This is a genomic window from Pseudomonas sp. Tul2A7 (assembly GCF_054790505.1).
In genome coordinates this window covers 1972501-1986609 of record NZ_CP186499.1, presented here as the reverse complement: position 1 = coordinate 1986609, position 14109 = coordinate 1972501, and the positions used below count along the sequence as shown (strand labels likewise).

General features: G+C 59.3%; 15 protein-coding genes (1 of these 15 only partly in view). 5 read left to right on the top strand and 10 right to left on the bottom strand.

Going from position 1 to position 14109, the window contains the following annotated elements; all coding sequences use genetic code 11:
• Positions 1-107: 107 nt before the first annotated feature.
• The 3 genes from trpB (at position 108) to ACOYXJ_RS08825 (ending at position 2730) form a co-directional block, all read left to right on the top strand.
• Positions 108-1340, top strand: coding sequence for a tryptophan synthase subunit beta (gene trpB / locus ACOYXJ_RS08835; RefSeq protein WP_110718260.1), 1233 nt, complete (start codon positions 108-110; stop codon positions 1338-1340).
• Entirely contained in the window at positions 1340-2152 is an 813-nt protein-coding gene (gene trpA / locus ACOYXJ_RS08830; protein ID WP_150708360.1) for a tryptophan synthase subunit alpha, read from the top strand. Before trpB ends, trpA begins: the two co-directional genes overlap by 1 nt.
• Before the next feature lie 122 nt (positions 2153-2274).
• A complete protein-coding gene (locus ACOYXJ_RS08825) occupies positions 2275-2730 on the top strand; it encodes an anti-virulence regulator CigR family protein (RefSeq protein ID WP_460369008.1) in 456 nt (151 codons plus the stop codon).
• 47 nt (positions 2731-2777) lie between these two features.
• Here the strand turns inward: ACOYXJ_RS08825 and ACOYXJ_RS08820 are convergent, their stop codons facing one another.
• The 10 genes from ACOYXJ_RS08820 to ACOYXJ_RS08775 form a co-directional block, all read right to left on the bottom strand.
• The gene (locus tag ACOYXJ_RS08820) at positions 2778-4739 is read right to left on the bottom strand and encodes a DUF7844 domain-containing protein (RefSeq protein WP_460369006.1); all 1962 of its coding nucleotides are present in this window, start codon (positions 4737-4739) and stop codon (positions 2778-2780) included.
• A complete protein-coding gene (locus tag ACOYXJ_RS08815) occupies positions 4736-5056 on the bottom strand; it encodes a DUF2388 domain-containing protein (protein WP_095119612.1) in 321 nt (106 codons plus the stop codon). Before ACOYXJ_RS08815 ends, ACOYXJ_RS08820 begins: the two co-directional genes overlap by 4 nt.
• Positions 5057-5099: 43 nt before the next feature.
• Positions 5100-5417: a DUF2388 domain-containing protein gene (locus tag ACOYXJ_RS08810; protein WP_077575231.1), complete on the bottom strand. Its 318-nt coding sequence runs from the start codon at positions 5415-5417 to the stop codon at positions 5100-5102.
• A gap of 106 nt (positions 5418-5523) precedes the next feature.
• On the bottom strand, positions 5524-5841 hold the full coding sequence (locus ACOYXJ_RS08805) for a DUF2388 domain-containing protein (RefSeq protein ID WP_007911658.1): 318 nt from the start codon (positions 5839-5841) through the stop codon (positions 5524-5526).
• 375 nt (positions 5842-6216) lie between these two features.
• Positions 6217-6432, bottom strand: a complete 216-nt coding sequence (locus ACOYXJ_RS08800) for a DUF1127 domain-containing protein (RefSeq protein WP_007911656.1) — start codon at positions 6430-6432, stop codon at positions 6217-6219.
• Between the two features lie 322 nt (positions 6433-6754).
• Positions 6755-8248 (bottom strand): acetyl-CoA hydrolase/transferase family protein, encoded by a 1494-nt coding sequence (locus ACOYXJ_RS08795; protein WP_460369002.1) that lies wholly within the window; start codon positions 8246-8248, stop codon positions 6755-6757.
• Between the two features lie 215 nt (positions 8249-8463).
• On the bottom strand, positions 8464-9897 hold the full coding sequence (locus ACOYXJ_RS08790; RefSeq protein ID WP_007911651.1) for an NAD(P)(+) transhydrogenase (Re/Si-specific) subunit beta: 1434 nt from the start codon (positions 9895-9897) through the stop codon (positions 8464-8466).
• Positions 9897-10217 (bottom strand): NAD(P) transhydrogenase subunit alpha part 2, encoded by a 321-nt coding sequence (locus tag ACOYXJ_RS08785; RefSeq protein ID WP_003187417.1) that lies wholly within the window; start codon positions 10215-10217, stop codon positions 9897-9899. Before ACOYXJ_RS08785 ends, ACOYXJ_RS08790 begins: the two co-directional genes overlap by 1 nt.
• A gap of 15 nt (positions 10218-10232) precedes the next feature.
• Positions 10233-11354 (bottom strand): Re/Si-specific NAD(P)(+) transhydrogenase subunit alpha, encoded by a 1122-nt coding sequence (locus ACOYXJ_RS08780; RefSeq protein WP_460368999.1) that lies wholly within the window; start codon positions 11352-11354, stop codon positions 10233-10235.
• A 434-nt stretch (positions 11355-11788) separates the two neighbouring features.
• Entirely contained in the window at positions 11789-12688 is a 900-nt protein-coding gene (locus tag ACOYXJ_RS08775) for a LysR family transcriptional regulator (RefSeq protein WP_460368997.1), read from the bottom strand.
• Positions 12689-12846: 158 nt separating this feature from the next.
• Here ACOYXJ_RS08775 and ACOYXJ_RS08770 point away from each other — a divergent pair, with 158 nt between their 5' ends.
• On the top strand, positions 12847-14028 hold the full coding sequence (locus ACOYXJ_RS08770; RefSeq protein WP_095049508.1) for an acyl-CoA dehydrogenase: 1182 nt from the start codon (positions 12847-12849) through the stop codon (positions 14026-14028).
• A 13-nt stretch (positions 14029-14041) separates the two neighbouring features.
• A protein-coding gene (locus tag ACOYXJ_RS08765; protein WP_460368995.1) for a CaiB/BaiF CoA transferase family protein crosses the window boundary here: on the top strand, positions 14042-14109 show its start. It continues 1153 nt past the right edge of the window; the window shows 68 of its 1221 coding nt (coding positions 1-68); it begins with the start codon at positions 14042-14044; its stop codon lies beyond the right edge, outside the window.

Below are 14109 nucleotides of genomic sequence, written 5' to 3'. Positions count from 1 at the left end.
GTGAGTTTTCCTGACAGGTTGTGGCGATCTTATCGGTTTTCAGTCTGGATCGTCAGGGGTAGAGTGGTCGTCATTGTCTTTTGACCCGAATTCACCTGGAGCGACTCATGACCCAGACTTCGAACACCTCTGATCTGCGTAACGGCCCGGACGATAACGGCCTGTTCGGCTCGTTCGGTGGCCGCTACGTGGCGGAAACCCTGATGCCGTTGATCCTCGATCTGGCCCGCGAATACGAAGCGGCCAAGGAAGATCCGGCGTTCAAAGAAGAATTGGCCTACTTCCAGCGTGACTACGTCGGGCGTCCGAGCCCGCTGTATTTCGCTGAACGCCTGACCGAGTTCTGTGGCGGCGCGAAGATTTATCTCAAGCGCGAAGAGCTGAACCACACCGGCGCGCACAAGATCAACAACTGCATCGGCCAGATCCTGCTGGCGCGGCGCATGGGCAAGAAACGCATCATCGCCGAGACCGGCGCCGGCATGCACGGTGTTGCCACTGCCACCGTCGCCGCACGTTTCGGTCTGGATTGCGTGATCTACATGGGCACCACTGACATCGAACGTCAGCAGGCCAACGTGTTCCGCATGAAGCTGCTGGGCGCTGAAGTAATTCCGGTCGTGGCCGGCACTGGCACCCTGAAAGATGCGATGAACGAAGCCCTGCGTGACTGGGTGACCAACGTCGACAGTACCTTCTACCTGATCGGCACCGTGGCCGGCCCACACCCTTATCCGGCGATGGTTCGCGACTTCCAGGCCGTTATCGGCAAGGAAACCCGCGATCAGTTGCAGGCGCAGGAAGGACGTCTGCCGGACAGCCTGGTGGCGTGCATCGGCGGCGGTTCCAATGCGATGGGCCTGTTCCACCCGTTCCTCGACGACAAGAGCGTTGAGATCATCGGTGTTGAAGCCGCCGGTTACGGCATTGAAACTGGCAAGCACGCGGCGAGCCTCAACGGTGGCGTTCCGGGTGTGCTGCACGGCAACCGCACTTTCCTGCTGCAGGACGACGATGGCCAGATCATCGACGCCCACTCGATTTCCGCCGGCCTCGACTATCCAGGCATCGGCCCGGAGCACGCATGGTTGCATGACATCGGCCGCGTTCAATACACCTCGGTGACCGACGACGAAGCCCTCGATGCGTTCCACAAATGCTGCCGTCTGGAAGGGATCATTCCAGCACTGGAAAGCGCTCACGCCCTGGCTGAAGTGTTCAAGCGTGCGCCGAAGCTGCCTAAGGATCACCTGATGGTGGTCAACCTGTCGGGCCGTGGCGACAAAGACATGCAGACCGTCATGCATCACATGGAACAGTCCAAGCAGGAGAAACACTGATGAGCCGCCTGCAAACGCGTTTTGCCGACCTCAAAGAACAGAACCGCGCCGCGCTGGTGACCTTCGTCACCGCCGGTGATCCGGACTACGACACTTCGCTGGCGATCCTTAAAGGCTTGCCGGGTGCTGGCGCCGACGTGATCGAGCTGGGCATGCCGTTCACTGACCCGATGGCCGACGGCCCGGCGATTCAATTGGCGAACATTCGTGCCTTGGGTGCCAAGCAGAATCTGCTGAAAACCCTGCAAATGGTTCGCGAATTCCGTGAAGGCAATAGCGATACGCCGCTGGTGCTGATGGGCTACTTCAACCCGATTCACATGTACGGCGTTGAGCGCTTCATCGCCGATGCGAAAGAGGCCGGTGTCGATGGCCTGATCGTGGTCGACATGCCGCCTGAGCACAACGCCGAGCTGTGTGATCCGGCGCAGGCTGCCGGTCTGGACTTTATCCGTCTGACCACGCCGACCACCGACGATGCACGCCTGCCGAAAGTGCTCAATGGCAGCTCCGGTTTTGTTTACTACGTGTCGGTGGCCGGTGTGACCGGTGCTGGCGCTGCAACGCTGGAACACGTTGAAGAGGCGGTGACCCGTCTGCGTCGTCACACCGATCTGCCAATCAGCATTGGTTTCGGCATCCGTACACCGGAGCAAGCGGCGGCCATTGCGCGTCTGGCCGACGGTGTTGTGGTGGGCTCGGCATTGATCGATCACATCGCCAATGCGACCACGCCTGCTCAAGCCGTCGACGGCGTGTTGGGCCTGTGCTCGGCACTGTCGGAAGGCGTGCGTAAGGCCCGTGTCAGCTGAAGGTAAAGTTCCTGATACAGAGGAATTAGCACCTCAAAGCACAGACTAATTCAGCAAGACCGAGGGCTTCAGAACATCGTTCTGAAGCCCTTTTTGCTGTTTGTGCCGTGAGGAAAGACCCGATGAAAATGCCGAAACGTCTGATGGCCGGACTGGGCGTTCTGATGATCAGTGCCACGCCGCTGCTGGCCAGCGCCGATCCGCGCGACGATCACGACCACGGCGGCCCGCAGCAGGGCCATTACGATAACCGTGGCGACAATCATGGCGACGAACACCGTGGCCCGCAGAACGATCACCGAGGCGGCCCGCCACCGCGCGACTTTGGTCCGGTGCGTCAGACCATTCGTGACAACCATGGCTACTTTGTACGCGGTGCACCGCCACCTCCGGGGATTCATCTGGAGCGTGGTCGACCGTTGCCGCATGGGTATTACGGTGAACGTCTGGACGGTCGCGCGTTGGGTCGTTTGCCGGTGTATCCGGGTTATGAATGGCGTCGGGCGGGGGGCGATATCGTGCTGATCGCGGTGGGCACCGGGATCGTCTACGAAATTCTGGATGGCGTTTTGTATTGATCCGCAGGCAATAAAAAAGACCGCAGCCAATGGCTGCGGTCTTTTTTTCAGGGTAGCTCCAGTCCGCCGGAGGCCTTGTGCAGTTTGCGCAGATGCGCGCCAATCTGCTTCACGTTCTCCTCACTGGCCGCAATCTCCGCGGCCCGCTTCGGCTCCAGCAACTTGCGTACTTCGGCGTCCAGATCACCGGACAGTGCCAGCAGCTTCTTCTGCCGCTGGCTGCTCTCCGCTTCGAGGCGACTGAACTCGGTCGGCTGCGGCAATCCGTAACCCTTGGAATCGAGCAATTCTGCCGGACGGCTAAGGAACCCGCTGTTGGCGAGAATTTCCTGCAAGGTCGCGTTGGCCTTGTCCATGCCGCCGTTTTCCAGTTCGCGCGCACCGAGGTAACGCTGCTTGACCTCGTCTTGTGCCAGCAGCAACTGGCGGCGATAACTCGCCTGCTCCAGCAACAACAACGCGGCGCTGGTGCGCAGATCCGCACGCTCGAACCACTCACGGCGCTCTTCGGCTGTCAGCGAAAGCCATTCTTCAACGGTGTTCTGCTTGATCGGCAATTGCTTCTTCAGCACATCGAACATCGCCTGATAGCGATCGCGGAACGAGTCGAAGCGGTAACCCAGGCGCAACGCTTCTTTCGGATCATCCAGTACGCTGGTATCGGCGAGGCCGCGCCCCTTGAGCACTTCCAGCAAACCGTTGGGCATGATGCTGTCGAGGCCGGTGAGCTGCGCGTTGTTACTGCCGCTGCGCAACAGCTTCAGGCCTTCTACCGCACAGTTGTTGGAGAGGAAAAAGTAGTTGCCGTCATAGCTCCAGTGCATCTCGGCGGCGTGTTCGACCACGCCTTCGATCTCGTCCCGTGACAGGTTCAGCGGCACGGAAGCGAGGCTGCGCAGCTCGGTCTTGGTGTATTCGTCGATGACCTGCGCGAGCGGCAGCACGAACAGCCGCGACGGGTATTTGCCGACCAGTCCGTCCCAGCTCGACAGCTGTACATCGCCGACAAAGGCGCGGTAGGACAACACCAGATGCTGGTCCAGATCGAGTCGGCAATCCGGCCCGCGCGGGCGGCCCGGTGCGCAGATCACCAGGCGCAACATGCTGTGGCCCCAGCGGCTGACCCAGTTCTGATTGGCCTCGGCCAGCAGATAGTCGACGGCATAGACTCGTTCCGGATCGACTTGCCCCAAGGGTTGCTTGGCGAAGTCGTTGCCGGCATTGAGGAAGGAGAAGGTTTTGCTGCAGGCGTCCTTGGCCGGAGGAGCCCAACCGAAGTGCTCCTGGTAATAGCGATACAGCGCCGGGCGACGGCAGGCATAGCTCGGGTCGAGGAGGAAATACTCCATGTTGACCGCGACGAACTCCTTGGGGCTGGAGATTTCGTACAGGTCCGGGCTGCGCGCGATCTGCCGGTTGTGTTGTTCGCGTTCACCACGACGACCGACGTATTGCTGCCAACCGGCGAGGTCGAGCAGGCGCGGATCATCGCTGAGGGTGAAGCGCCGGCCGTTCTGGCCACGGCATTCATCGGGGATGCCGATCAGCCCGGCGCTGTTGAAGCGTCGAGTGCAACGCTGGATCAGCGTGCGCTCGGCACTCGGCCACAGGCGCGCGCGATCATAAATATGGGTGATTTCATGCAGCACCGTGGCGAGCAGTTCCTGACGCACAGTGCCGTGGGGGCGATTGGTTTTTTCTTTGGCCGCACTGCCGTCAGTCAGGCTGGCGAGCAGTTTGCGATTCAGGTCGAGTTCGGCGACCAGCGTGGCTTGGCCATAGGCGTTGCTCGGCATGTCGTCGGTCCAGCCGACATCGATGCGCCGATCCAGCCGCTCGATAAAGCTCGGTGGCAGCTTTTGCATCGCCTCATCGATCAGCGCCTGGCTGGCCTGTTGTTGGGCGGGGCTCAGACCGTCGGTCTTGAGCCGCAATTGCAGGCCGGCGTGGGCGCTGTTGCCAAGCAGCAACAACGCCCCGGCCAGTAGCCAGGTGCCGAGTGACTTCACAGTGCGAGGATGGCTTCGGCGAGCACCTGATCACTGGCGTCGCGCGCTTCCGGCACGCGAGTGCGCAAGGTATTGAACGCGGCTTCCAGGTGTGCGCCACGGATATCGCCATTGGACGCTACGAAGCTGGCAGCGTCGTCGTGGGCTTCGCGGATGATTTTCGAATCGCGAATCGACGTGGTGGTGTCGGAAGTGAAATCGATGGTGCGCTGGGAGGCACGAACGATGATGTTACTGGTGGCTACCAGGGTGTGCGCCTGGGCCACGTCGGCCAACAAAAACAGGCCAAGGGCGGCAGCAATCAGCGGGCTACGCATGGAACGACTCCGAAGGGGCAAGGATAACGGGGATACGGGATAACTATTGGACGAGAATTGCTTCTGCCAGTTCAAGGTCGCTGACATGAAGTTTCGGCCGGGTTTTGCGCAGGTAATGCAGCGCGGATTCCAGACGAGCACCTCGCCATTCACCGTCACTGGCAACAAATGCGGCCGCGTCATCATGGGCGGCGAGAAGCAGTTTACGGTCGAAAGGCGCGGAAGACACCATGCTGGTGGCGTAACCACTGACGACGGTGCCTTGGGTCGACGCGTTGAAAGCATCAAAGGCATTGACCGGCGCCGTCCAGCAGGCGGTGAACAATACGGAGGGAATCAGTAGATTTGGAAGAAAGCGCATCGGACTCGGTAATTTTTGGTGAGCCCAAAGGCTAGCGCAATGCCCGGGCCAGAGCCAGCGCCGAAACATCGGGACACGACGGGCGTGTCCCGATTGCACCTGGCGCTTAGATCGTCAGGATGGCCTGAGCCAGTTGTGCGTCTGTGGCTTGCAGCTGTGGCGCCTGGTGACGGATGTGATCCAGTGCGCTTTCCAGTTTCACCCCACGGATTTCACCTTCGCTGGCCACGAAGCTGGCAGCGTCGTCACGGGCGGCGAGGACGATTTTGTCGTCACGGAAAGATGAAGTCACATCGGACGTGGCGTCGGAAGAGGATTTCAGAGCGCCGACAACGGCGTCGGTGGTCACGATAAAGCTGGTGGCGCTGGCGTTGGCAGCCACGGCCAGCAGGGCGGCGGCACTGAGCAGACGAAGACGGGACATGATGTAACTCCTGTGGATAAACCGTAGAGAGAGGTGGCTCGGTATCTGAGGAGTCAGACGCCAGTGACACAACATTCGCCACGTTCTGTGTGGATATTAGGCGCAGAACCCGATACCTAACCAGCATCCAGACGAAAAACTGTAGGAGCTGCCGAAGGCTGCGATCTTTTGCTTTGGATTTTCAAGATCAAAAGATCGCAGCCTTCGGCAGCTCCTACAATTGTAATGGTCTTATTTCGAATGACGTGAACTGTACTGGTATGGCTTTTTAAGAGCCCAAAACGACAAAACCCGTCGTGGTTTCCCACGACGGGTTTTGTTTGTTCAATTCGGGTTGCTGGCGGTGGGTCTAACGACCAGAGCCAGCGACGCTACTTAGCGCCAGAACGGCTTGCTCAGCTCTTCGTAGCGTTGTGCTTCGCTGATACCGGCGTCAGCCAGCAGACGCGAATCCAGACGAGCCAGTTGATGGCGGCTGGAGATGCGGCGCTGCCACAACATCAGGTTGGCGATAACGCGCAGAGGCAGGGAAGCCTGGGTGTTTACAGCTTTGTCTTCGAAGAACAGTTCGGAACTGAGTGTACGTTCCATGGTTGACATCCTTCCGCTTGTGGCGGGATCAGGTAGTGGTTTGACTGGTGCCCATGATCCTCTCGTTTGCCAAGTCTCTCTAGATACAGTTCAACTGTATTGTGAGTGACCAGTTAACTGTTTAAAGGTGGTGTACGGGTCAAAAATGCGCAAACTGTACCTGTTAGCACTAAATCGGTGCATTTTTGCTCGAATCACTCGGAAAGGTAGGCAAAGTCTGTAGGAAATGACCAGTACAGCAGTACAGTTTTTGTCACGGAGGGAGACTTGAGAAAGTCCGCCGACGCAAACTGTGTTTGCGTCGGCGGTTTATCTGTGTGGATCAGACCGCGAGCATGCGCCCGGTTTCTTCCAGGTTGATGTGCCAGCTCAACGCTTCACGCAGGATGTGCGGGGTGTGGCCGCCGATAGCACAGGCCTTCGTGAAGTAATCATTCAGCGCCTGACGGAAGTCCGGATGCACACAGTTATCGATGATCACCCGTGCACGTTCCCGTGGCGCCAGACCGCGCAAGTCCGCCAGACCTACCTCGGTCACCAGAATGTCGACGTCATGCTCGGTGTGGTCGACGTGGCTGACCATCGGCACCACACTGGAAATCGCGCCGCCCTTGGCGATCGACTTGGTCACGAACACCGCCAGATGCGCGTTGCGCGCGAAGTCACCGGAACCGCCAATGCCGTTCATCATCCGCGTGCCGCAGACGTGGGTGGAGTTGACGTTGCCGTAAATGTCGAACTCCAGCGCCGTGTTGATCCCGATGATGCCCAACCGACGAACCACTTCCGGGTGGTTGGATATCTCCTGCGGACGCAGCACCAGTTTGTCCTTGTACTTCTCCAGATTGCCGAACACGTCGCTATTGCGCCGCTCTGACAACGTAATCGAGCTGCCCGAGGCAAAGCTCAGCTTGCCGGCATCGATCAGGTCGAACGTCGAATCCTGCAGCACTTCGGAGTACATGGTCAGGTCTTCGAATGGCGAATCGATCAGGCCACACATCACCGCGTTGGCGATGTTGCCGATCCCGGCCTGCAACGGGCCGAGCTTGTTGGTCATGCGCCCAGCGTCCACTTCTTGTTTGAAGAAAGTGATCAGGTGCTCGGCGATGGCGTTGGTATCGACATCCGGGGTCGACACCGTTGACGGCGAGTCCGCCTGCTGGGTGATGACGATGGCGACAATCTTCTCCGGAGGAATCGGAATCGCGGTGCTGCCGATGCGGTCGTCGACTTTTACCAGCGGAATCGGCGTGCGCGTCGGGCGGTAAGTCGGGATATAGATGTCGTGCAGACCTTCGAGGTTGGCGTTGTGCGCCAGGTTGATCTCGACGATCACCTGTTTGGCGAAAATCGCGAAGCTCGCTGAGTTGCCCACTGAAGTGGTCGGCACGATGTGGCCTTGCTCGGTGATAGCCACGGCTTCGATGACAGCGATGTCCGGCAGCTTCAGTTGCTGGTTGCGCAACTGCTCGACGGTTTCCGACAGATGCTGGTCGATGAACATGACCTCGCCGGCGTTGATTGCCTTGCGCAAGGTGCTGTCAACCTGGAACGGCATGCGCCGCGACAGTACGCCGGCTTCGGTCAGTTGCTTGTCGAGGTCGTTGCCCAGGCTGGCGCCGGTCATCAGGCTGATCTTCAGCGGCGTGACCTTGGCCCGCTCGGCCAGTGCGTGAGGGACTGCTTTGGCTTCGCCGGCACGGGTGAAACCGCTCATGCCGACGGTCATGCCGTCCTCAATCAGAGCGGCGGCGTCGGCGGCGCTCATCACTTTATCCAACAACGAAGGCAGGCGAATACGGTCACGGTACATGGATTATTATCTCGGGAAGCGAGTAGCAGGATGCGCAGTCTAGTGAATTTGACGGGTGCCTGTCCCGCTACCAAGGTCGCAAACGAGGCGTCTATTTAGCGGGTTTGAAGTAAAACACCGTTACTGGATCTGCAACAACGTGGCAAATTGTCCGACGTTTTGCGCAAACAAAAACGCCCCGACGAGTCGGGGCGTTCGGTCTTGCAGCGCGGGTATTACTCGACCGCTTTAACCATGTCTTCGATGACTTTCTTCGCGTCGCCGAAGACCATCATGGTCTTGTCCAGATAGAACAGTTCGTTGTCCAGACCGGCATAACCGCTGGCCATCGAGCGCTTGTTGACGATGATGGTCTTGGCCTTGAACGCTTCGAGGATCGGCATGCCGGCAATCGGCGATTTCGGATCGTTCTTCGCGGCCGGGTTGACCACGTCGTTCGCGCCGAGCACCAACACCACGTCGGCCTGGCCGAACTCGGAGTTGATGTCTTCCATCTCGAACACCTGGTCGTAAGGCACTTCGGCCTCGGCGAGCAAAACGTTCATGTGCCCCGGCATACGGCCGGCAACCGGGTGGATCGCGTACTTCACGGTCACGCCACGGTGAGTCAGCTTTTCGGTCAATTCCTTCAGCGCATGCTGTGCACGCGCTACTGCCAAGCCGTAACCCGGCACGATGATCACGGTGTCGGCGTTGGTCAGCAGGAAGGTTGCGTCATCAGCCGAGCCGGATTTCACCGGACGCGCTTCTTTGGCACCGGCCGGGCCAGCGTCAGCCGTGTTGCCGAAACCGCCGAGCAGTACATTAAAGAAGGAGCGGTTCATCGCCTTGCACATGATGTACGAGAGGATCGCACCGCTCGAACCCACCAGGGAGCCGGCAATGATCAGCATCGAGTTGTTCAGCGAGAATCCGATACCTGCCGCCGCCCAGCCCGAGTAGCTATTGAGCATCGACACCACCACCGGCATGTCGGCGCCGCCAATCGGGATGATGATCAGCACGCCCATCACGAACGCCAGCGCCAGCATCAGCGCGAACGCGGTGAGGTTGCCGGTGAACATGAAGGTCAGGCCCAGCGCCAGCGTTGCCAGACCCAACACGGCGTTGAGCTTGTGCTGCCCGGCAAACTGTACCGGTGCGCCTTGAAACAGGCGGAACTTGTACTTGCCCGACAGCTTGCCGAACGCAATCACCGATCCGGAGAAGGTGATTGCGCCAATGGCCGCACCGAGGAACAGCTCCAGACGGTTGCCCGCTGGAATCGAGTCGCCCAGCTGCTTGACGATGCCCAGCGATTGCGGCTCCACCACGGCGGCGATGGCAATGAACACTGCCGCGAGACCGATCATGCTGTGCATGAAGGCGACCAGTTCCGGCATCTTGGTCATTTCAACGCGTTTGGCCATGATCGAACCGGCGGTGCCGCCGACCAGCAGGCCAACGATCACGTAACCGATACCAGCCGTGGCCAGTTCAGCGCCCAACTTATAGATGAGGCCGACGGTCGTCAGAATGGCCAACGCCATGCCGAGCATGCCAAACAGGTTGCCGCGCCGCGAAGTTGTCGGGTGCGACAGACCTTTGAGGGCCTGGATAAAACAGATCGACGCGATCAGGTAGAGCGTCGTGACGAGATTCATGCTCATTACTTCGGCGCCTCTTCTTTTACTTTCGGGGCTTTCTTCTTGAACATCTCAAGCATGCGGCGGGTGACCAGGAAGCCACCGAACACGTTGACCGCGGCCAGCGCCACGGCGAGGGTGCCCATGGTTTTGCCCAGCGGGGTAACCGTCAGCGCAGCGGCCAGCATGGCGCCGACGATCACGATCGCCGAAATGGCGTTGGTCACCGCCATCAGCGGTGTGTGCAGCGCAGGTGTAACGTTCCAGACCACGTGGTAACCGACATAAATCGCCAGCACGAAGATGATCAGGTTGTAGATACCGGGGGAGATAAGCTCTTCCATCGTCTGAATCCCTGCTTAGGCGTTTTTGCGGATGACTTGGCCGTCGCGGCACATCAGGCACGCGGCGACGATGTCGTCTTCGAGGTTGACGTCGAACTGGCCTTCTTTGGTGAACACCAGCTTGAGGAAGTCCAGCAGGTTGCGCGCGTACAGTGCCGAAGCGTCTGCAGCGACTTCACCGGCCAGGTTGGTCGGGCCGCAAATGGTCACGCCATTCTCGATCACGACTTGATCAGCCACGGTCAATGGGCAGTTGCCACCCTGAGCCGCGGCGAGGTCGATGACCACCGAGCCCGGTTTCATCTGCGCCACAGTCTCCGCGCTGAGCAGCGTCGGTGCCTTGCGGCCCGGAATCAGCGCGGTGGTGATGACGATGTCAGCCTGCCTGGCGCGCTCGTGCACGGCCTGCGCCTGACGCTGCATCCAGCTCGCCGGCATTGGCCGCGCGTAACCGCCGACACCGACGGCGCATTCGCGCTCTTCATCGGTCTCGTACGGCACGTCGACGAACTTGGCGCCGAGGGATTCGATCTGCTCTTTCACCGCCGGACGCACGTCGGACGCTTCGATCACCGCACCCAGACGTTTCGCCGTAGCAATCGCCTGCAACCCGGCCACACCCGCGCCGAGAATCAGCACGCGCGCCGCTTTCACGGTGCCCGCAGCAGTCATCAACATCGGCATGAAGCGAGGGTAGTGGTGAGCGGCCAGCAACACAGCCTTATAGCCGGCAATGTTCGCCTGCGACGACAACACATCGAGACTCTGCGCGCGCGAGGTGCGCGGCGCCGCTTCGAGAGCGAACGCGGTAATCCCGCACTCGGCCATCTTCGCGATGGTTTCGTTGTTGAACGGGTTGAGCATGCCCACCAGCACCGTACCGCGCTTGATCAGCGTCAGTTCGGCATCGCTTGGCGCGACCACTTTGAGAATCAGCTCGGCGCCAAACGCGTCATTGGCACTGCCAATGGTTGCGCCTGCCGCTTCATAGGCACTGTCGACCACACTGGCGTTAACGCCGGCGCCGGTTTGCACAGTGACCTTATGACCTTGGCTGATCAGCTTTTTAATGGTTTCCGGGGTTGCAGCAACCCGTGTTTCACCGGTCTGGGTTTCGAGAGGAACACCAATGTGCACGTCAAATCTCCTGCGTGATCTTATTGAGTAAACCCATGCACTACGGATGGTGCGACTGGGGCGGCCGATCAGCACGATCCCGCCAAATCAGGGCGGGGCGCGGCATTTTGCAGGCGAACTTTATGCCCTTCAAGGGATTATGACGGGTGACGGAAAATTAACTACAAGTCATGCCGTGACCGAATGTCGCAGATGGCCAGCTGAATCCCTTGCAGGCCGTGCCTTGTAAGGATTCTGGCCGATTATGGAAAAATTTCTCATCGGTGACGTGAATAGGCAGCAATGTGTCGTTGATGAAGGCTCAAAGCCACGTCGTCAGGCGCTTGTGGGACGTCTGTACGACTTTCGGATACAGTCTGTTGAATTGCGACAATTAGTTATATCTGTAGGGCTTTGTATTTCCTGACTACGGGGTTAGTTATCTTTGTAAGCCTTTATCCTTCTAGGTTGTAGCTCTGCGCCTGGTTTACCAACCAGTCACGAAATGCCCTGAGTGATGCTGATTCGACCTTCCGCTCCGGAATCATCAAGTAATAGGCCTTGATGCTGGAGAGGGCCTGCGGGTTGGCGATCACCAGACGCTTCTCTGCAAGTTCGCGCTGAATCAGGAACGGTGGAATCAGCGCGATCCCCATGTCGTGCATGGCCGCTTGGGCGAGCATGGAGAATAGCTCGTAGCGGGGACCTGTCATGTCGCGGGGGATATTCAGGTGTTGCGAGTTGAACCATTGGCGCCAGGCGTAGGGGCGGGTGGTCTGCTGCAAAAGCGGTAGCTCGGCAATCTCGTCGGCTGTCAGATGAGTCTTGTTGCCGAGTAGGGCGGGGCTGCACACCGGCATCGGATTCTCGCCCATCAGTCTGTGGGATTCGGTACCCGACCAGTCGGCATCGCCAAAGTAGATCGCAGCATCGAACTCGGTATCGGCAAACAGGAAAGGGCGGGTGCGGTTGGTCAGGTTGACGGTGACCTCCGGGTGTTTGAGCTGGAAATCCTTGAGTCGCGGTAGCAGCCATTGCGTGCCAAAGGTTGGCACCACCGCCAGTTCGATCACATTGGTGCCTTGCTGGCCCATCACTGAAAGGGTGTCGCGCTCAACCGCATCGAGTTGCGTCGCGACTCGGCGGCTGTAGGAAAGTCCCGCCTCGGTCAGTTTCACGCCCCGCCGCGAGCGTCGGAACAGTTCCACGCTGAGGAACTCTTCAAGGCTGGCGATCTGTCGGCAAATCGCGCCCTGGGTGAGGGAAAGTTCTTCAGCGGCGCGGGTAAAGCTCTCGTGACGCGCGGCGGCTTCGAAACTGATCAGGGCCGTGGTGCTGGGAATCTTCCTGCGCATGTACGTCAACCTCACTAATGCGCCGCATAAAAGGCATTTCGCGACGTTTCGGAGTGAGAAATTAGCACAACAGAATGCGAAATCCTCGTTTGCCGCGACGGCGAACCGGGCCTAGGATCAATGCCACGTTAATTCACCCGATTTGCGAGGACACACTCATGGGCGGTAAAGCTAGCTTCAACTGGATCGATCCCCTGCTGTTGGATCAACAGCTCACCGAAGAAGAGCGCATGATCCGCGACACCGCCGAGCAGTTCGCTCAACAGAAGCTCGCGCCGCGTGTCCTCGAAGCTTTCCGTCATGAGAAGACTGATCCGGCGATCTTCCGAGAAATGGGCGAAGTTGGCCTGTTGGGCGCGACCATCCCTGAGCAATACGGCGGCAGCGGCCTCAACTACGTCAGCTACGGGCTGATCGCCCGTGAAGTCGAGCGGGTCGATTCCGGCTACCGTTCGATGATGAGCGTGCAGTCGTCGCTGGTAATGGTGCCGATCAATGAATTCGGTACCGAAGCACAGAAACAGAAATACCTGCCGAAGCTGGCTTCCGGTGAATGGATCGGCTGCTTCGGCCTGACCGAGCCAAACCACGGTTCCGATCCGGGCGCGATGATTACCCGTGCACGTAAAGTCGACGGCGGCTACAGCCTGACCGGCGCGAAGATGTGGATCACCAACAGCCCGATCGCCGATGTGTTCGTGGTCTGGGCCAAAGACGATGCCGGCGACATTCGCGGTTTTGTATTGGAGAAAGGCTGGAAAGGCCTGAGTGCTCCGGCCATCCACGGTAAGGTTGGCCTCCGTGCCTCGATCACCGGCGAAATCGTTATGGATAACGTGTTCGTGCCGGAAGAGAACATCTTCCCGGACGTGCGTGGTCTGAAAGGCCCGTTCACCTGCCTCAACTCCGCACGCTATGGCATCTCTTGGGGCGCACTGGGTGCCGCCGAGTTCTGCTGGCACACCGCTCGCCAGTACACCTTGGATCGTCAGCAGTTCGGTCGCCCATTGGCCGCTACACAGTTGATCCAGAAGAAACTGGCCGACATGCAGACCGAAATCACTTTGGCGCTGCAAGGTTGCCTGCGTCTGGGGCGTATGAAGGATGAAGGTACCGCGGCTGTCGAAATCACTTCGATCATGAAACGCAACTCGTGCGGCAAGTCGTTGGATATCGCTCGTATGGCGCGCGACATGCTCGGCGGTAACGGCATTTCCGATGAGTTCGGTGTTGCCCGCCATTTGGTCAACCTGGAAGTGGTGAATACCTATGAAGGTACTCATGACGTTCACGCGCTGATCCTTGGGCGTGCGCAAACCGGTCTGCAGGCGTTCTATTAATAGGAGAGCGACCATGGGCGCGCTGTCGCATCTGCGGGTACTGGATTTATCGCGAGTGTTGGCCGGGCCGTGGGCCGGGCA